This window comes from Nocardioides guangzhouensis (assembly GCF_004519545.1).
Taxonomy (GTDB): domain Bacteria; phylum Actinomycetota; class Actinomycetes; order Propionibacteriales; family Nocardioidaceae; genus Nocardioides; species Nocardioides guangzhouensis.
This window is the reverse complement of sequence record NZ_SDKM01000058.1, coordinates 1-18,088: the sequence shown is the minus strand read 5'-3', so window position 1 is coordinate 18,088 and position 18,088 is coordinate 1. Positions and strand designations below refer to the sequence as shown.

The window sequence follows — 18,088 nt, the reverse complement described above, 5'->3', positions numbered from 1 at the left end:
TGCGAAGGGAATCCTCACAGTCAGAGGAGGGGGAGGTGCTTCGCGGAGCGGGGGAGGTGCTCGTAGCCGCGGCGAACGGCGTGCTCGAGGAGCCGCGGCTCCCACGGCCACTCGCCCGCCTCCAGCGCCCGGTCGACGGGTACGCCGCGGCCCGCGAGGTCGCGGATGGTCTCGGCGATCACACCGAGGTCGGTGCGCTGGTCGTGCACGAAGGCCCGGTCGACGAGCTTGCCGTGCCCGGGCACCACGACGGAGGCGTCGGTGAGCAGGCCGAGGACCAGGTCCAGGCTGGCCGGCCAGTCGAAGGGGTAGCTGTCGTCACCCATGAACGGCGGGTCGGACTCCTCGACGAGGTCGCCGCCCACCAGCACGTCGGCGTCGGGCACCCGCACCACCAGGTCGCCGGCGGTGTGACCGCGGCCGGGGTGGATGAGCTCGACCTGCCGGTCGCCGAGGTCGAGGGCGCGGGCCGATGAGAACGCCGTGTCCGCCGCGAGGATGCGGGTCTCGAGCACCTCGTCGGCGTGCGGGTCGTCGCGGTTCTCCTCGAACCGCTTCTTCGCCCACTCGCCGGACTGGACGGTGTGCTCGGCCGCCCACTCGTGGGCGATGATCGGGATCGTCCCGAACTCCTCCAGCATGACCACGTTGCCGAACGTGTGGTCCCAGTGCTCGTGCGTGTTCACGACCGCTGTCAACGGCCCGGCCCCGAGCCGGCGTACGTCGTCCGCGACCTGCCGCGCGACCCGCTCGGAGGAGTGGGTGTCGACCATCACCAGGCCGCCGTCGCCCCCGACCAGCGTGATGTTGACGTGCATCCAGTCGTGGTGCGCGACCCAGACCCGGTCCGCGACCTCGGTGAAGTCGGTCATGGCCAGCAGCCTAGTAGGATTGGCACTCAGTCGTACCGAGTGCCAGAGTGCACGGGTCGGACCGAGGTGCCCGGACGGGCCAGACGAGCGGAGCGGAGGAGAGATGGTCGAGGACCGCCGGCTCGCCGTGCTGCGGGCCATCGTCGAGGACTACGTCTCCACCGAGGAGCCGGTGGGGTCCAAGGCCCTCGTCGACCGCCACCAGCTCGGGGTCTCGCCGGCGACCGTCCGCAACGACATGGCGGTGCTGGAGGAGGAGGGCTTCATCATGCAGCCCCACACCAGCGCCGGCCGGGTGCCGACCGACAAGGGCTACCGCCTGTTCGTGGACAAGCTGACCACGGTCAAGCCGATGAGCGCGGCCGAGAAGCGCGCGATCGCGTCCTTCCTCGACGGCGCCGTCGACCTCGACGACGTGGTGCAGCGCAGCGTGCGGCTGCTCTCGCAGCTGACCCGCCAGGTCGCGGTCGTCCAGTACCCCACGCTCTCCCGCAGCACCGTCCGCCACGTCGAGGTGGTCGCGCTGACCCCGCACCGGCTGCTGGTGGTGCTGATCCTCAGCACCGGCCGGGTCGAGCAGCGGCTGGTCGAGCTCCCCGTCGAGCTCGACGACGACCAGCTCGCCGACCTGCGCAGCCGGGTCAACCTGGCCGCCGTCGGCGAGGTGATCGCGGAGGCTGCGACCCGGCTCGCCCGGGTGCCCGACGAGGTCGCCCACGAGCGGCGTACGACGGTCGGCGCGGTCGTGGCGACCCTGGTCGAGGCGATGTCGGACCATCGGTCCGACGAGCGCGTCGCCGTGGGCGGCACCGCCAACCTGACCCGCTTCGGCGAGGGCTTCGACACCACCATCCGCCCGCTGCTCGAGGCGCTGGAGGAGCACGTGGTGCTGCTCAAGCTGCTCGGCGAGGCGGGCACCGGCGGCCTGGTCACCGTGCGCATCGGTGGCGAGGGCCCCTACCAGGAGCTTGCCTCGACCAGCGTCGTCGCCACTGGGTACGGCCCCGGTGAGCAGGCGCTGGCCTCCCTCGGCATCGTCGGCCCGACCCGCATGGACTATCCCGGCACCATGGCCGCGGTCCGCGCGGTCGCGCGCTACGTGTCGCGGATCCTCGACGAATCCTGACCACCGACTCCCGGAAGAGACCCACGAGCACCCATGAGCCAGGACCCCTACGACCTCCTCGGCGTGCCCCGCGACGCTGACGCGGACACGATCAAGAAGGCCTACCGCAAGCTCGCGCGGCAGCTGCACCCCGACGTGAACCCCGACCCGGAGACCCAGGAGCGGTTCAAGGAGGTCTCCCGGGCCTACGAGGTGCTCAGCGACCCGCAGAAGCGGGCGGCGTACGACCGTGGTGGTGACCCGTTCGGCGGTGCCGCCGGCGGCTTCGGCCAGGGCGCCGGCTTCTCGTTCACCGACATCATGGACGCGTTCTTCGGCGGTGGTGGCGCGGCCGGCGCCCAGGGTCGCGGACCGCGACCGCGCGTACGCCGCGGCCAGGACGCCCTGATCCGGCTCGAGGTGGAGCTGGCCGAGGCGGCGTTCGGCGTGACCCGCGAGCTCAAGGTCGACACCGCGGTGACCTGCGAGACCTGCCACGGCGCCGGGGCGGCGCCCGGGTCGCAGCCGGTGACCTGCGAGACCTGCCACGGTGCTGGCGAGGTCGCCCACGTGCAGCGGTCGTTCCTCGGCGAGATCCGTACGCTGCGGCCCTGCGCGGCCTGCCGCGGGTTCGGCACGATCATCCCCGACCCCTGCCGCGAGTGCTCCGGCGAGGGCCGGGTCCGCTCCCGCCGTACGCTCACGGTGAAGATCCCGGCCGGCGTCGACAACGGCACCCGGGTCCAGCTGACCGAGCAGGGCGAGGTCGGCCCCGGCGGCGGTCCGCCCGGCGACCTGTTCGTCGAGATCCACGTCACCCAGCACCCGACGTTCACCCGGCACGGCAACGACCTGCACTGCACGGTCTCGGTGCCGATGACGGCCGCCGCCCTGGGCACCACGCTCACCGTCCCGACGCTGGAGGCGGACCTCGGCGGCGACGACCCGGAGCTGGAGAAGTCGTTCCCGCTGGAGGTGCGCCCGGGCACCCAGTCGGGCACCACCCAGACCATCAAGGCCCGCGGCGTCCCGGGGCTCCGCGGCGTCGGTCGCGGCGACCTCGTGGTCAGCGTCGTGGTGGACACCCCGACGAAGCTCGACCCGCGGCAGGAGGAGCTGCTGCGCGAGCTGGCGGCGATCCGCGGCGAGGAGTCGCCGGACGGCAGCATCCGCCCGACCCACAAGTCGGTGTTCGGCCGGCTGCGCGACGCCTTCAACGCGCACTGAGCCGATGAGCCTGCCGGTCCACCTGGTGCCGTCGCTGTCCGGCGTCGCCGCCGGGGACGTCGTCGAGGTCACCGGCGACGAGGCGCACCACGCCGTCGCCGTACGCAGGCTGCGGGCCGGATCGCGGGTCGTCCTCACCGACGGCTCCGGGACCCGGGCCGAGGGCCTGGTCGCCGACACGGGCAAGCGGGTGTTCTCGGTGACCGTCGCCGAGGTCGCCACGCTGCCGCCGGCCGAGCCCTCGGTGACGGTCGTCCAGGCGCTGCCGAAGGGGGACCGGGGCGAGCTCGCGGTCGAGATGCTGACCGAGATCGGTGCTGCCGCGATCGTGCCCTGGGCGGCGTCCCGGTCGGTCGCGGTGTGGCGCGGCGAGCGGGCCGCGAAGTCGCAGGCGAAGTGGGCGGCAACCGCGCGGGAGGCGGCGAAGCAGGCCCGGCGCTGGTGGTTCCCCGAGGTCGCGCCTCTGGCCACCACCGCCGAGGTGGCCGGCCTGGTCGCCGGCGCGGACCTGGCGGTGGTGCTGCACGAGGCGGCCGCCCTGCCGTTCGTGGCGCTCGAGGTGCCCTCGACCGGGTCGGTCGTGGTGGTGGTCGGGCCCGAGGGCGGGCTCACCGACGACGAGCTCGCAGCCTTCGACGAGGCCGGGGTGCGCGCAGTCCGGCTCGGTGCCGAGGTGCTGCGCACCTCGACCGCCGGCGTCGCCGCGGTCGCCGCCCTGCTGTCCCATACGCCGCGCTGGTCCTGAGGCGCTGCGGGCCCTGGTCTCGAGACGGGCCCAGAGCGCCCTCCTCGACCAGCGGGGGTGGATCAGAGCGCGAGCAGCGCCTCCACCCGGGCCACCTCGTCGTCGAGGTCGGACCGCTCACGCCCGCTGAGGGCGCGGAACAGCTGGGTGCGGACCCGGCCGTCCTCGACCCGCCACAGCCCCTCGAGCATGCCGTCGACGAAGACGGTGGCCGCGTTGCCGCCGTTCGGGCCCATCCACCCGCTGCGCTTCTCCGGGGCGGTGACCCGGTCCCGCTTGGCGTGCGCGAGCCAGACGTTGTCGTAGCTGCCCAGCAGCCGCACCGGCGCCGGGGTGTCCCCGGGCACGATCTCGCCCTCGGGCACGTCGAAGACCGGCCGACCGTCGGGACCGGTGTGCCGGACCAGGTCATCCATCGCGTTCAGCACCGGACCCAGGCGGGTGCGGCCCGACCAAGCGGTCATGTCGGCCGCGGTGGCCGGCCCGAAGGCACGCAGGTAGCGGCGCACGAGGTCCTCGACGTCGAGCGTGCCCATCGGCCGGTCGAGCCAGCGGTCGACGCGCTGGTAGACCACGCCGCCGGACTGCTTCCAGCAGCCCCGCGGCGGCAGCTGGGCCAGCGGTACGTCGACCCGGGCCAGGTGGCCTAGGGCGTTCGGCGGTACGCCGGGGAAGGCGGTGGTCATCGCCTCGCCGAGGGCCTTGACCGGCAGCGGGCCGTCGGCCAGCGCCGCGTCGACCGCCGCCGTCACCTCGTCGGCGGGCAGGTGCAGCCCCGGCCGGCTGTTCTGACTCACCGTGCGCTCCCGGTCCTGCACGGGCTGGGTCCACGGGCGCAGCGCCAGCGCGTCCTCGGGGACCAGGAGGTGGATGGTGCCGCGCAGCGTGAGCAGCCGGACCAGCGACCGGTCCTCGAGGCGGCGGGACACGGCGTACGGGTCGAGGTCGTCGAGCCGTGCCGCGAGCGAGAGGTACGGCGGGAGGTTCTCCTGGGCCTGCAGCCCGACCAGGTGCCGCACCAGGTCGGGCACGGGCAGGGTGGTGCGCTCCAGCAGGTGCTGCCGGGCGAGCAGGGTGCGGTTGAGGTCGCGGGCGGTCAGCTGCACGCGCCTCACCCTAGGGCGTGGCGCCGACGGTTCAGCCCGGGATCGTGAAGTCCTTGGTGTCCACCTGCGGGCCACCGCCCTCGCCGCCCGACGGGTCGTCGGTGGAGGCGACCAGGGTGTAGTCACCGGGTGGCAGTCCGGAGATGTCGAGGGTCGTCGTCCAGGGGTAGAGCCGGCCGCCCCAGCCCTGCGCGGTCGCGAAGCCCTGCAGGACCACCACGCCGCCGCGGCGTACCTGCAGCGGCACCGTGGCCTCGAACGAGTCCGCGACCCCGCTCACCAGGAGCCGGCCGCTGGCCTCGGCACCCTGCTCGGGCTCGGTGACGTTGACCTGCGCGAGGACCTCGGGCTGCGGGGCGTTGGTGATCGGCTCGGACGTGGGCACGCCGAGCACCTGGTCGACGGGGTTGCCGTCGAGCCGGAACTGCACCGGGGCGCGGGCGCCGACCACGCCCTGGAGCGTGTAGACGACCTGCTGCACGGCAAGCCCGGCCTGCGCCTCGGACATCCCGGCCGGGCGCTCGCGCAGCGACGGGGAGGCCAGGGTGACCGAGATCAGGCCGGAGCTGCCCACCCCGTCGAAGGACACCGTGGACAGCTCGGCACCCGCCGGCCACAGCGTGCGGTAGTCGGGGTCGACCGGGTCGCCGCGGACCGCGAGGTTCGCGGCCGCGCGCAGGCGGTCGTCCGCGGCCACGGGTCGGAACTCGCGGTAGAGGCGGACGCCCTGCGGCGTGTCGCCCGCCAGGTAGACCGGCGCGGCCACGACCTCGTCGGAGCTTCCGTCCGAGCCACCGTCGCTCGGGCTCGGGGCGGGCTCCCCGGTCCCCGCGGTGCCGGTCGAGGGCGTGGGCGAGGTGTCCGGGCTCGTGGTCGCGGCGGGGTCGCGGTCGGCGCGGGGGGAGGGGTCGTTGCCGAGCACCGCCACGCCCGCGACGACGGCCGCGGTGGCGACCGCCGCGCCGAACGCGCCGAGCAGCCACGGCCGGCGGTCGCGGTGCGGCTGCGCCGTGCGGGCCCGGATGGTGTGGATGCCCGGGCGCGGCTCGACGTCGTCGACCGCGTCGTGCAGGGCGCGGCGCACGTCCTCGTGCTCGTCGTGCCGGCTCATCGGAGGTCCTCCCGGTCGGTCCCGAGGCGGTCCCGCAGCGCGGCGGCGCCGCGGGACGCGTGGCTCTTCACGGCGCCGGTGCTGATGCCCAGCGCCTCGGCGATCTCCACCTCGGACAGGTCGAGGTAGTAGCGCAGCGCGAGCACCTCGCGCTGGCGGGTGGGGAGCGCGCGCATCGCGTCCAGCACCGCGTCGCGGCGTGCGGCGGCCAGGGACGCGTCGTCCGCGCCCGCCCCGTGCGCGACGGCGAGGCCGCCCTCGCGACGGGCGTGCCGCTCGACGACCGCGCGGTGCCGCAGCGCGGAGCGGGAGCGGTTCACCACGGCCTGGCGGAGGTAGGCCAGCGCCCTGTCCGGCTCGCGCAACCTCGACCAGCGCCCGTGCATCGCGACGAACGCGTCCTGCACCACCTCCTCGGCGGTGCCGACGTCGTGCACCAGCAGCAGGCTCAGCCGGACCAGCGACCGCCAGTGGGCGGCGTACAGCTGCTCGACGCACGTGTCGGCGTCCACGAGCGGGCGGACGGTCACCCCGGCCTCCCCTCGTCGACCCGCACCGGCCCCGGGGCGGGGCCTGCGGGCGGAGACGGTGTCCGTGTTCACGGTAGTTCCACGCCCGACCCCGTCCGGGGGTTCACACGCCGGGCCGGAAATCTCGTACGCCGCCCCGGCAACGGGTCCGCCTATGCTCGGCGCCATGAGCACCCCCGACCCGGACTGCATCTTCTGCAAGATCGTCGCCGGGGAGGTCCCGGCCGACGTCGTGCACGAGACCGACCACTCGGTGGCCTTCCGCGACCTCAGCCCGCAGGCGCCCACGCACGTGCTGGTGATCCCGCGCAGCCACTTCCCGAACGCCGCGGAGCTCGCGGCGGGGGAGCCGGACGCGGCAGTCGACCTGTTCCACGCGGCGCGGGCGGTGGCCGACCGGGAGGGGCTCGACGCCGGCTACCGGATGGTGCTCAACACCGGCGCGCAGGCGCACCAGACCGTGTTCCACGCGCACCTGCACGTGCTCGGCGGCCGGACGATGGGGTGGCCTCCGGGCTGATCACAGGGGCCAGAACGACGCGACCTGCTGGGCGGCCGCGAGCAGCAGCGGCCCGCCGATGAGGAGCAGGAGCACCCAGGCGACCACCCGGTGCGCCGGCTTGCGGCGGTCGAGCGACGAGGCGAACTCGATCCACGCGCCCTCGACGGTGTTGCGGTCGAGGCCGAGCCGGGCCTGGTCGGCGGGCATCGCGGGCGGCTGCCACGCAGGCTGCGTCTCGTCGTGCCCCGGGTCCCCGGACGGCTCGAGCCTGCGGTCGGACATCTCCCCCTCCTCGCTGTCAGGGTACGGCGCGGGCGGGTTCCGTGACAGCATGAATGCGTGAACCGCCGCTCCCGCGTCGCGGCCGCCGCCGCGGCCCTTGGCCTGCTGGTCGCGGGCTGCGGCACCGGCGACTCCGGTGGGGCCGACAACGGGCACCCCGGGGCCGAGGCCGGCCACGACCCCGGGACCACCACGCCCTCGGAGAGCACGGACGCCGGCCACGGTCACGGGGGCACCGAGCCGGTGAAGGCCCGCCCTCTGCGCGCCGGCGAGCGTTTCCTCGACCTCCGCATGCCCGCGCCGTACACCCCCTCCGCGCCGACCGGCAAGGGCACCGACGACTACCGCTGCTTCCTCCTCGACCCCGGGCTGACCGAGGACGCGTTCCTGACCGGCATCGACGTGCTGCCCGGCAACCCCGACGTCGTGCACCACGTGATCCTGTTCCAGGTGCCGCCCGGGCAGGTGGCCGAGGCGAAGCGGATCGACGCCGGCTCCGAGGGCCAGGGCTGGACCTGCTTCGGCGGCTCCGGCGTCGGTGCCGTCGGCGACTCGATCGACCGGGCCCCGTGGATCGGCGCCTGGGCGCCCGGTGGTGGCGGGACTGTTCACCAGAAGGGGTACGGCGTCCCGCTCGCCGCCGGCACCCAGGTGGTCATGCAGGTGCACTACAACCTGCTGGCCGGGACCGAGCCCGACACCAGCGCCGCCCGGCTTCGCCTGGCCCCGGGCAGCCAGGACCTGAAGCCGCTCGAGACCGTCCTGCTTCCGGCCCCGGTCGAGCTGCCCTGCCGGCCCGGGAAGACCGGGCCGCTGTGCGGCCGGGCGGCGGCGATGGCCGACGTGAAGGCCCGGTTCGGCGAGCGGGCCGGTGCCCTCGGCGACCTCCTGCACGTGCTGTGCGGGGCCGAACCCGTCGGGCCGGTGCAGACCTGCACCCGCAAGGCGAACGCCCCGATGACGATCCGGGCCGCCGCCGGACACATGCACCTGCTCGGCCGGGCGATCTCGGTGCAGGTGAACGGCAGGAAGGTCCTCGACATCCCGGTCTGGAACTTCGACGACCAGAAGAGCCGGCCGGTCCCGCCGGTGGAGGTGAAGGCGGGCGACGACCTCACCGTCACCTGCCGGCACGACCAGTCGCTGCGCGACCGGCTGCCGGCCTTCGACGGCCAGCCCGAGCGGTACGTCGTGTGGGGCGAGGGCACCACCGACGAGATGTGCCTCGGGATCCTGCTGGTCACCCGCCCCTGAGCACGAGGGCGGGGAATGCAACTCGTTGTGTGCGAGCGCGGCCTTCGCCGTAGCATGAAGGCACGATGACAGACACCCAGAGCCACGCCGGCGCCACCACCAAGCACACCACCAGGCACACCGTGGTCGTCCCGGCCAGCATCGACATGGTGAGTGTGCTCGGACCGGGCGACGAGCACCTGGCGCTCATCGAACGGTCCTTCTCCGCCGACGTCCACGTCCGCGGCAACCAGATCACCCTCCAGGGCGAGCCCGGCGAGATCGCGCTGGTCGAGCGCCTGCTCGACGAGCTGGTCACGCTGATCCGGACCGGGCAGGGCGTCTCCACCGAGACCGTCGAACGCGTGATCGCGATGCTGCGTGCCGAGACCACCGAGCGACCCGCCGACGTGCTCAGCCTCAACATCCTGTCCAACCGAGGGCGCACGATCCGGCCCAAGACGCTCAACCAGAAGCGGTACGTCGACTCGATCGACAAGCACACGATCACCTTCGGCATCGGCCCCGCCGGCACCGGCAAGACCTACCTGGCGATGGCCAAGGCCGTGCAGGCGCTGCAGTCCAAGAACGTCAACCGGATCATCCTGACCCGGCCGGCGGTCGAGGCGGGGGAGCGGCTCGGGTTCCTGCCCGGCACGCTCAGCGAGAAGATCGACCCCTACCTGCGCCCGCTCTACGACGCGCTGCACGACATGCTCGACCCCGAGACCATCCCCAAGCTGCTGGCCGCGGGCACCATCGAGGTGGCTCCGCTGGCCTACATGCGCGGCCGCACCCTCAACGACGCGTTCATCATCCTCGACGAGGCGCAGAACACCTCGCCGGAGCAGATGAAGATGTTCCTGACCCGGCTCGGCTTCGGCTCCAAGATCGTGGTCACCGGCGACGTCACCCAGATCGACCTGCCCGGCGGCGTGAAGTCCGGCCTGCGCGTGGTGGAGGACATCCTCGACGGCGTCGAGGATGTCGTCTTCAACCGCCTCAACAGCCACGACGTGGTCCGGCACCGGCTCGTCGGCCGGATCGTCGCGGCGTACGACGAGTTCGACGCGCGCGCCGAGGCCCACCAGGCGCGGCAGCCGGGCTCGCGCGACGGGCGCCGCCCGTGACCATCGAGGTGCTCAACGAGTCCGGTCACGAGCTCGACGTCCAGGCCCTCTCGCAGCTCAGCCGGTTCGTGATGGACCAGATGCGGGTGCACCCGCAGGCCGAGCTGTGCATCAAGGCGGTCGACGAGGACACCATCGCGGGCCTCAACGAGAAGTGGATGGAGAAGGAGGGCCCGACCGACGTGCTCGCCTTCCCGATGGACGAGCTGCGGCCCGGGCTGGTCAACGAGGAGCCCGAGGAGGGCATGCTCGGCGACCTGGTGCTGTGCCCGGTCGTCGCCGAGCGGCAGGCGGCCACGGCCGGCCACTCCACCGAGGCCGAGATCGAGCTGCTCACGGTCCACGGCATCCTGCACCTGCTCGGCTACGACCACGCCGAGCCGGAGGAGCACGAGGAGATGTTCGGCCTCCAGGCCCAGCTGCTCGACGAGTGGCGCGCCCGCTGATGGACCGACATCCGGGGGAGCGCCGATGAGCCCCGCCTGGCTCGCGGTCTCCGCCGCCGCCCTCATCGTCCTCGCCGGGCTGTTCTCCGCCGCCGAGGCCGCCCTCGCGTCGTTCTCCCGTGCCCGGGCCGAGGAGATCGCGGCCGAGGGCAAGGCCGGCTCGCGCGCGCTGCTCGCGATCCTCGACGACCCCGCCCGCTACCTCAACACCGCGCTCTTCCTGCGCCTGTTCTGCGAGGTCTCCGCGATCGTGCTGGTCACCCAGTTCGTGACCGTGCGCACCGACGGCTGGTGGTCCGCGGTGCTGATCTCGGTCGGCACCATGCTGGTCGTCTCGTTCGTGGTGATCGGCGTCGGCCCGCGCACCCTCGGCCGCCAGCACGCCACCCCGGTCGCCCTCTGGTCGGCCGGCCCGCTCACGGCTGTCACCCGGATCCTCGGGCCCCTGCCACGGCTGCTGATCGTGGTCGGCAACGCGCTCACCCCCGGCCGCGGCTTCAGCGAGGGCCCGTTCTCCACGGAGACCGAGCTGCGCGAGCTCGTCGACCTGGCCGAGGCCTCGGCGGTGATCGAGTCCGGCGAGCGCAAGATGATCCACTCGGTCTTCGAGCTCGGCGACACGACGGTCCGCGAGGTGATGGTGCCGCGCAACGACGTGGTGTTCATCGAGCGCCACAAGAACCTCCGGCAGACCATGTCCCTGTTCCTGCGCAGCGGCTTCTCGCGGGTGCCGGTCATCGGTGAGAACCTCGACGACGTGGTCGGCTTCGCCTACCTCAAGGACGTCACCCGTCGCATCTTCGAGAACGCCGACGCCGAGACCACCGAGCGGATCGACACCGTGATGCGGCCGGTGCACTGGGTGCCGGACTCCAAACCCGTCGACGCGATGCTCTCGGAGATGCAGGCCCGCCGGCAGCACATCTCGGTCGTGGTCGACGAGTACGGCGGCACCGCGGGCCTGGTGACCATCGAGGACATCCTCGAGGAGATCGTCGGCGAGATCACCGACGAGTACGACGAGGCCGAGATCGAGACCGTCGTCCTCGAGGACGGCAGCGTCCGGGTCTCCTCGCGCTACCCGGTCGACGACCTCGACGAGCTGTTCCCCGGCTTCACGGTCACGCCGGAGGAGGAGGTCGACAGCGTCGGCGGCCTGATGGCGATGTACCTCGGACGGGTGCCGATCCCCGGGTCCGGGGTAGAGGCGCACGGCCTCCACTTCGAGGCCGAGGCGCCGACCGGCCGTCGCAACCGGGTCGGCACCGTCCGGATCACCCGCGTCGACGACGAATCCGACCAGACGCGTAACCGCAAGGGCTCGGCCGACGATTACCCGGTCGGAGGGGCGTCAGAGGTCCCGTCGCCGAAGTGACGACGCCACGGGGATCCCTGGGGGTCGATCTCCGTGGCAGATGACGATCGGGCGCCTTCGTGGTGAACTCGTATGAGGACCGGGGGAACCGCGTCGGCGACGGCGGCATCTGACGCCCGACCTGGCGTGGTGGGGCACTCCCGGTCCCACCACGCCACGAGCGCAGGGGGCCACCACGAGCAGCCTGGTCGACGAACTCACCGAGGAGGTGCTGGCGGACGCAGCGCGCGGCGACCAGTACGCCCTCGGCGTCGTCTACCGCGCCCTCGCGCCGACGGTCCAGGCGTTCCTCCTGGCCCACGGTGCGGAGGACCCGGAGGACCTCACCAACGAGGTCTTCCTGCACGTGCTGCCGCGGCTGTCCGCCCTCAAGGGGGGCGTGGCCGGGGTGCGGACGTTCGTGTTCTCGGTGGCGCACGCCCGCTCGGTGGACGAGGTACGCCGGCGGGCGCGGCGGCCCCGCCAGGCGCCGTACGACCCCGACCGGGACCGGCGGGCGGCCGCCTCGGCCGAGCACGACGCGCTCGACGAGCGGGCGTCGTACCTCCGCGACGTGCTGGCCCAGCTCAACGACGGACAGCGGTCGGTGATCACCCTGCGGGTGCTGGCCGACCTCTCGGTAGGCGAGACCGCGCGGGTGCTGGGACGCAGTCCCGGCGCGGTCAAGCAGCTGCAGCGGCGGGGCCTCCTGGCCCTCCGCGAGATCCTGGAAGGTGGTGCGACGTCGTGATCGAGCGACTCGAGGCGGACAGCCCGGAGGTGCAGCGGTTCCTCGCGGAGCTGGCCGCCCTGCCGGAGACGACGGTGCCCGCCCCGTCGCCCGCCCTGGCGTCGCTGCTCGGCGACGCGACGTTTCCGCAGGGTCCGGGCGCGGGGGAGGACACCAGCGGGGCGGACGATCCGGACGCCACGGTGGTCCGGCTGGCCGACGCGGCCAGCACGAGGGCCCACCACCCGAGGGGGCGCCGGCTGACCGGCTGGATGATCGCTGCGGTCGCCGCCGCCGCGCTGCTGGTCACCGCGACCGGGACCGGCCTGGCCGCCGCGGCCAACGAGCTGCCGAGCCCGCTCCAGGACGCGATTGCGGACTTCAGCGAGCACCACCTGCCCTTCCAGGTTCCGCACTCGACGGACGGGGAACGCGGCGGCGCCCCCGGCGTCGAGAAGACTCCCCTCGTGGTGGTGCCGCAGCCCGCGCCGCGCACGTGGACGTGGCGGACACCGCCACGAAGCGGGCCGCCGCGCCAGCCGTCCGAGCCGAGCCCGCAGGACGAGGTCACCGAGACCCCGTCGGCAAGCGGTTCCGCGTCGCCGTCCCCGTCCACCTCGCCCAGCGAGACCCCCTCGGCGGGCCAGCCCAGCGACGGCGCGTCGCCGCCCCAGGACCCGGCCACCCCGCCGGGCACGGACGTGTCGCCGTCACCGTCGCCCGGGCCGTCGCTGGACCCGAGCCCCGGAGTCGCACCGACCGGCTGAGACGATGGCGGCATGACCGACCTGTCGCCAGAGGACGCCAAGCTCGTCACGCTCGCCCGCGCCACCCGTGCCCGCACCCGGGCGGCCGAGGGGGCGGCGGTGCGCGACACCGACGGCCGGACGTACGCCGCCGCGTCGGTGGCGCTGCCCTCGCTCGCGCTGTCGGCTCTCCAGGTCTGCGTGGCGATGGCCCACGCGTCGGGCTCACGCGGGCTCGAGGCGGCGGTCCTGCTCTCGGAGGCGACCGCGATCGCGGAAGCGGACGCGGCCGCCCTGCGCGAGTTCGGCGGCGACGGGGTGGTGGTCCACCTCGGAGACCCGGCGGGCGCGCTCCGCGAGGGATAGTCTCCCGGCATGCGCGCACTGCGGATCCTCGTGGTCGCCCTGGTCGCGGCCCTGGCCTGCACGGTGTCGCCCGGCGCACGGGCGGCCGCCCCGGCGCAGCGGGCGATGTGGGTGTGGGACCGGCCGCAGGTCAAGGGCCTGGTCGCGTTCGCCACCCGCAACGGGGTGCAGGACCTCTTCGTGAGCGTGCCCACCGACCTCCCCACGTCCGGCCAGCTCCCGTGGTTCCGCACCCTGCGCACCCAGGCGAGCGCCGCGGGGATCCGGGTGCATGCCCTGGGGAGCGAGACGACGTGGATCGACGACCACGCGGCGGCGCTGCGCTGGCAGGCGGCCGCCCTCGGCACCGGGCTCTTCGACGGGGTGCACCTCGACGTCGAGCCGTGGCTGCACCCCGACTGGGACGGCCCGGGACGCGACGCCGTGCTCGGTCGCTACCTCGACCTCCTGGCCGCCTCCTGCGGCGCCACCGCCCTGCGCTGCGAGGCGGACGTCGCGTTCTGGCTGGACACCGTGGCCGTGCCCGAGGGACGTCTCGACGACGCCGTGCTGACCCGGGTCGACGCGGTGACGGTCATGAGCTACCGGAACACCGCGACCGGACCGGACTCGATCACCGCCGTCGGCGAGGCCGTGCTCGCAGCCGCGGCGCGGGCGGGCAAGCCGGCCCGGCTGGCCGTCGAGACCAACGACCTCGGTCCCGACCCGGTTGCGCGCAAGCAGACGTTCTGGGGGTTCACCCAGGCCCAGCTGTCGACCGCGCTGGCCGCCGTCGACGCCGCCGAGGCGGGCGCGCCGGCGTACGCTGGCGTGGCCGTGCAGGACCGGGCCGGCTGGGAGGCGTTGAGGCGGACGTGACCACCGCGCACGAGCTGCAGCTCTCCACCGACGCGGACACCGCCGCGCTCTGGTGGGCCTACCGCGACCGCGACCTGCGCAGGCTCAGCGGCACCGCCGACGCGCTGCGCGCGGTGCTCGACGCCGACCCGTCGCTCGCGGTGGCCCACGCCGCCGCCGTCGTCGAGGCGATGTTCGCCGACGCGCCGTTCGACGTGGAGGCCGAGCTCGCGGCGGCGCGGCGGGGCAACGCCGCCCAGGACTGGGAGCGCTCGTTCGTCGAGTGCGTGCTCACCACGGCCAGCCAGGGCATGTGGCCGGCCCGGCCGTCCTGGGAGCGGCACCACGACTGGTTCCCCGAGGACCTCTACGGCCTCGAGCTGGTGATCTTCCTGACCCTGATGTCGACCGACCCGGACGCGCAGGACGCGGCGCTGGCCCGGGCGCTGCGGACCCAGGAGGCGGTCGGGGAGCACGTCGTCCTGCTCGGCTTCCGCGCGATGATGGCCCAGGACCGGCACCGGCTCGACGAGGCGGAGGGGCTGGCCTCCCGGGCCCTGGCGCTGGACCCGAGCGGCTTTCTCGGCGGTCATCCGATGGCCCACGTCTACTTCGAGGCCGGCGACCACGCCTCCGGCGCCGCCTGGCTCGACGGCTGGTTTCCCGGCACCGACCAGCACGCCGACTTCGGCAGCCACCTCGTCTGGCACTCGGCCCTGCACCACCTCGCGCTCGGCAACCACGAGATCGCGCTCGACCGCTACCTCCACTGCGCCCGACGGGCCGGTCCCGGCGGGTTGGTCGACGGCACCTCGATGCTGTGGCGCTGCCAGATGCACGGGCTGGTGGGGCCCGGCGCCGACCCGGCCGAGACCCCGGTGGCCCAGGTCGTCGCGCCGGTGGTCGACAGGGTTCCGTTCACGTTCGTGGGCGTCCACGTCGCGCTCGGGCTGGCCACCGCCTCCGACGCCGACGGCCTGCGCCGGTTCGCGGCGAACGCGGCCGGCTTCACCGCGCCCGGGAGCGCCGAGCTGCTGCCGGGGCTGGCCCGTGCCCTCGCGTCGTACGTCGAGGGCGACCACGCCGTTGCCAGCGACCTGCTGCTGGCCGAGGAGCCGCACTTCCTGCGGTACGGCGGGTCCCACGCGCAGCGCGAGGTCGTGGAGGACACCCTCATCCAGGCGCTGCTGCGCGCCGGCCGGCTCGACGAGGCCGCCACCCGGCTCACCGCCCGGCTCGACCGTCGCGAGAGCCCGCTGGACACCGCGCTGCTGGCCCGCACCGCGCGGCCGACCCGGCCCCCGGGCCCCCGGGCCGGTGAGGGTGGTGCCGCCGGGCCGCTGAGGCCCCGGCCGGATGCGGGGAGCGGGCGGCTCCCTCGGTAGCCTTGCGCGGTGAGCACCCGGGCAGCCCAGTACTCCGCCGACGTCCTGCGGCGCGAGCAGCTGTCGACCCACTTCGTCCGGCTGGGGCTCGGCGGTGCCGGGCTGGCCGGCTTCGCCTCGACCGGCATCCCCGACGAGTGGGTCGCGCTGACCGTGCCCGGCCAGTTCCAGACCCGCTACTACACGGTCCGGTCGTGGGACGGCGCCGAGCTGGTCCTCGACGTGGTCGTGCACGACGTCGGGCTGGTCACCGAGTGGGCCTCCGGCGACTGCGCCGGCGACACGGTGACCGTCTCCGAGCCGAAGGGCTCCTTCGACATGCCGGCCTCCGCGCAGTGGCTGCTGCTGGTCGGCGACCTGACCGCGCTGCCCGCGATGGCGCGGATCATCGAGTCTGGTCCCGGGGTGCCGGTGCGCGCGTGGGCCGAGGTCCCGGACGGCGAGATCGACGGGTACGTCGCCGGCGACGCCGAGCTCACCTGGCTGGCCCCGCCCGCAGACGCCGAGTCGGCCACCGCCGAGATCGTGCGTGGCATCGACTGGCCGGAGGGCGAGGGCTACTTCTGGATGGCCGGCGAGTCCGCGCAGATGCGGGCGATCCGCAAGCACCTGATGCGCGAGGTCGGCCTGCCCCACCCGGCGTACGACGTGATGGGCTACTGGCGCGGTGGCGGCCAGAAGCGGCAGCCGCGGGCCGTGGACCCCGGCCCGATCTGGACGCAGGGCAAGGCCGCCGGCAGGACCGACGACGAGATCTGGGCGGCGTACGACGCCGCGAGGGAGGCCGGGGAATGACCGAGCAGACGTTCCGGAGCGGCTTCGCGTCGTTCGTAGGGCGGCCGAACGCCGGCAAGTCCACCCTGACCAACGCACTCGTCGGCACGAAGGTCGCGATCACCAGCTCGCGTCCCCAGACCACCCGCACCGTGGTCCGCGGCATCGTGCACCGCGACGACGCCCAGCTGGTGCTGGTCGACACGCCGGGGCTGCACCGCCCGCGCACGCTGCTCGGCGAGCGTCTCAACGACCTCGTGAAGTCCACGTGGGCCGAGGTCGACGTGGTCGCGGTCTGCTTCCCGGCCAACGAGAAGATCGGCCCCGGCGACCGGTTCATCGTCAACGAGCTCGCGAAGGTACGCCGCACCACCAAGGTCGCGGTCGCCACCAAGACCGACCTCGCGACGCCGGAGCAGATCGCCGAGCACCTGCTCGAGATCCAGGCGCTCGGGGCCGAGACCGGCACCACCTGGGCCGAGATCGTCCCGGTCTCGGCGGTGGCCGGCGACCAGGTCCAGCTGCTCGCCGACCTGCTGGTCGCAATGATGCCGGAGGGGCCGCCGCTCTACCCCGACGGGGAGCTCACCGACGCCCCGGAGGAGTCGATCGCCGCGGAGCTGATCCGCGAGGCCGCGCTGGAGGGCGTCCGCGACGAGCTGCCGCACTCGATCGCGGTGGTGGTCGAGGAGATGGCGCTGCGCGAGGGCCGGCCGGAGGACAAGCCGCTGCTCGACATCCACGCGAACCTCTTCGTGGAGCGGCAGTCCCAGAAGGGGATCGTGATCGGCCACAAGGGGTCCCGGCTGCGCGAGGTCGGCACCGCCGCCCGCCAGCAGATCGAGGCGATGCTGGGCACGCCGGTCTACCTCGACCTGCACGTCAAGGTCGCCAAGGACTGGCAGCGCGACCCGCGTCAGCTCCGCAGGCTGGGGTTCTGACCGTTGTCAGGTCGACTGGCTCACGGCCTGATGGCGACAAGAACCGCCTGAAGAGGGTTGGTGGCTCCGGTGTAGGTGGCGCCGCTGGCGCTGTGGGTGCCCGGGCCCGTGGCCTGGCGGTAGGCGATCGTGCTGCAGTCGCGGTCCTGGACCTCGGTGAAGCCGGTCGGAGGCGTGTGTTGCGACGTGGGCTCGTCGTTGCGGCCGAACCACGCGAGCAGCGGCGTGGTCGCTGTCGTGACGCTCGTGGTCGGGAAGGTGGTGGCCGAGGCACCGCTTGCCTGGTTGATGGCCTCGATCGGATCACCACTGGCGGCAGCCCCGGAGACCGCTATCGCGTGACCGGAGGACCAGCGCCCCCCGCTCCAGGAGAACCGGTAGCTGCCGGTGTCGGCGGCGGTGAGGCGCTTCCAGTAGATCCGGATGGTGTCGGCTCCACCGTTGTTGACGCCGGTGTAGGTGCCCTTGAGCGTGAACCCCGCCGGTGCGGTCACGTTGGCACTGGCGCCCCAGGTGGCCACGGCGGCCACGACGACGTCGCCACTGGCGGCACCGGCGGGAACGGGGATGGTGACCGCTGTCGCCCAGGCGTCGTTGCCGGTCGAGGAGCTCGAGCGGTACGAGGGCGTCCCGCCGGTCGGTGGTGGTGCGGTGACGGTGATGGTG

21 protein-coding genes are annotated in these 18,088 nt (G+C 73.8%); 15 read left to right on the top strand and 6 right to left on the bottom strand.

The window, feature by feature from the left end:
• Nucleotides 1-20 precede the first annotated feature (20 nt).
• On the bottom strand, nt 21-872 hold the full coding sequence (locus EKO23_RS22945; RefSeq protein WP_167880615.1) for an MBL fold metallo-hydrolase: 852 nt from the start codon (nt 870-872) through the stop codon (nt 21-23).
• 103 nt (nt 873-975) lie between these two features.
• On the opposite strand from EKO23_RS22945, the gene hrcA reads away from it, so the two are divergent.
• The 3 genes from hrcA to EKO23_RS22930 are packed head-to-tail and all read left to right on the top strand — an operon-like array spanning nt 976 to nt 3,949.
• Nucleotides 976-1,998, top strand: coding sequence for a heat-inducible transcriptional repressor HrcA (hrcA, locus tag EKO23_RS22940; RefSeq protein WP_134720812.1), 1,023 nt, complete (start codon nt 976-978; stop codon nt 1,996-1,998).
• A 33-nt stretch (nt 1,999-2,031) separates the two neighbouring features.
• Nucleotides 2,032-3,204 (top strand): molecular chaperone DnaJ, encoded by a 1,173-nt coding sequence (dnaJ, locus tag EKO23_RS22935; RefSeq protein ID WP_134720811.1) that lies wholly within the window; start codon nt 2,032-2,034, stop codon nt 3,202-3,204.
• 4 nt (nt 3,205-3,208) lie between these two features.
• Complete coding sequence (locus EKO23_RS22930) at nt 3,209-3,949, top strand: 16S rRNA (uracil(1498)-N(3))-methyltransferase (protein ID WP_134720810.1); 741 nt, start codon at nt 3,209-3,211, stop codon at nt 3,947-3,949.
• 62 nt (nt 3,950-4,011) lie between these two features.
• Here EKO23_RS22930 and EKO23_RS22925 read toward each other — a convergent pair whose 3' ends face one another.
• From EKO23_RS22925 to EKO23_RS22915, 3 genes are read right to left on the bottom strand one after another with little or no spacing between them, the layout of a single operon-like run.
• On the bottom strand, nt 4,012-5,055 hold the full coding sequence (locus EKO23_RS22925; protein ID WP_167880614.1) for a winged helix DNA-binding domain-containing protein: 1,044 nt from the start codon (nt 5,053-5,055) through the stop codon (nt 4,012-4,014).
• Between the two features lie 31 nt (nt 5,056-5,086).
• The gene (locus tag EKO23_RS22920; protein WP_134720808.1) at nt 5,087-6,166 is read right to left on the bottom strand and encodes a Gmad2 immunoglobulin-like domain-containing protein; all 1,080 of its coding nucleotides are present in this window, start codon (nt 6,164-6,166) and stop codon (nt 5,087-5,089) included.
• Nucleotides 6,163-6,696 (bottom strand): SigE family RNA polymerase sigma factor, encoded by a 534-nt coding sequence (locus EKO23_RS22915; RefSeq protein ID WP_246051265.1) that lies wholly within the window; start codon nt 6,694-6,696, stop codon nt 6,163-6,165. The genes EKO23_RS22920 and EKO23_RS22915 overlap by 4 nt, the downstream gene beginning before the upstream one ends.
• 166 nt (nt 6,697-6,862) lie before the next feature.
• On the opposite strand from EKO23_RS22915, the gene EKO23_RS22910 reads away from it, so the two are divergent.
• Complete coding sequence (locus EKO23_RS22910; protein WP_134720806.1) at nt 6,863-7,216, top strand: histidine triad nucleotide-binding protein; 354 nt, start codon at nt 6,863-6,865, stop codon at nt 7,214-7,216.
• Here EKO23_RS22910 and EKO23_RS22905 read toward each other — a convergent pair whose 3' ends face one another.
• Entirely contained in the window at nt 7,217-7,480 is a 264-nt protein-coding gene (locus EKO23_RS22905; RefSeq protein ID WP_134720805.1) for a hypothetical protein, read from the bottom strand.
• Nucleotides 7,481-7,537: 57 nt separating this feature from the next.
• On the opposite strand from EKO23_RS22905, the gene EKO23_RS22900 reads away from it, so the two are divergent.
• The 11 genes from EKO23_RS22900 (at nt 7,538) to era (ending at nt 17,422) form a co-directional block, all read left to right on the top strand.
• Nucleotides 7,538-8,734 (top strand): hypothetical protein, encoded by a 1,197-nt coding sequence (locus EKO23_RS22900; protein WP_246051264.1) that lies wholly within the window; start codon nt 7,538-7,540, stop codon nt 8,732-8,734.
• A 65-nt stretch (nt 8,735-8,799) separates the two neighbouring features.
• The gene (locus tag EKO23_RS22895) at nt 8,800-9,843 is read left to right on the top strand and encodes a PhoH family protein (RefSeq protein ID WP_134720804.1); all 1,044 of its coding nucleotides are present in this window, start codon (nt 8,800-8,802) and stop codon (nt 9,841-9,843) included.
• Nucleotides 9,840-10,289, top strand: a complete 450-nt coding sequence (gene ybeY, locus EKO23_RS22890; protein WP_134720803.1) for an rRNA maturation RNase YbeY — start codon at nt 9,840-9,842, stop codon at nt 10,287-10,289. Before EKO23_RS22895 ends, ybeY begins: the two co-directional genes overlap by 4 nt.
• A 25-nt stretch (nt 10,290-10,314) precedes the next feature.
• On the top strand, nt 10,315-11,664 hold the full coding sequence (locus EKO23_RS22885; protein ID WP_134720802.1) for a hemolysin family protein: 1,350 nt from the start codon (nt 10,315-10,317) through the stop codon (nt 11,662-11,664).
• 208 nt (nt 11,665-11,872) lie between these two features.
• The gene (locus EKO23_RS22880; protein ID WP_217702775.1) at nt 11,873-12,394 is read left to right on the top strand and encodes an RNA polymerase sigma factor; all 522 of its coding nucleotides are present in this window, start codon (nt 11,873-11,875) and stop codon (nt 12,392-12,394) included.
• Nucleotides 12,391-13,140, top strand: coding sequence for a hypothetical protein (locus EKO23_RS22875; RefSeq protein ID WP_134720800.1), 750 nt, complete (start codon nt 12,391-12,393; stop codon nt 13,138-13,140). The genes EKO23_RS22880 and EKO23_RS22875 overlap by 4 nt, the downstream gene beginning before the upstream one ends.
• Nucleotides 13,141-13,152: 12 nt before the next feature.
• Nucleotides 13,153-13,485, top strand: a complete 333-nt coding sequence (locus EKO23_RS22870; RefSeq protein ID WP_134720799.1) for a cytidine deaminase — start codon at nt 13,153-13,155, stop codon at nt 13,483-13,485.
• Nucleotides 13,486-13,494: 9 nt separating this feature from the next.
• Nucleotides 13,495-14,343: a hypothetical protein gene (locus EKO23_RS22865; RefSeq protein WP_134720798.1), complete on the top strand. Its 849-nt coding sequence runs from the start codon at nt 13,495-13,497 to the stop codon at nt 14,341-14,343.
• Entirely contained in the window at nt 14,340-15,707 is a 1,368-nt protein-coding gene (locus tag EKO23_RS22860; RefSeq protein ID WP_134720797.1) for a tetratricopeptide repeat protein, read from the top strand. Before EKO23_RS22865 ends, EKO23_RS22860 begins: the two co-directional genes overlap by 4 nt.
• Before the next feature lie 9 nt (nt 15,708-15,716).
• Nucleotides 15,717-16,502, top strand: a complete 786-nt coding sequence (locus EKO23_RS22855; RefSeq protein ID WP_134720796.1) for a siderophore-interacting protein — start codon at nt 15,717-15,719, stop codon at nt 16,500-16,502.
• Nucleotides 16,499-17,422: a GTPase Era gene (gene era, locus EKO23_RS22850; RefSeq protein ID WP_134720795.1), complete on the top strand. Its 924-nt coding sequence runs from the start codon at nt 16,499-16,501 to the stop codon at nt 17,420-17,422. The genes EKO23_RS22855 and era overlap by 4 nt, the downstream gene beginning before the upstream one ends.
• Before the next feature lie 20 nt (nt 17,423-17,442).
• On the opposite strand, the gene EKO23_RS25515 is transcribed toward era, so the two are convergent.
• The coding region (locus tag EKO23_RS25515) for a hypothetical protein (protein ID WP_167880613.1) at nt 17,443-18,088 on the bottom strand (646 nt) is incomplete at its 5' end.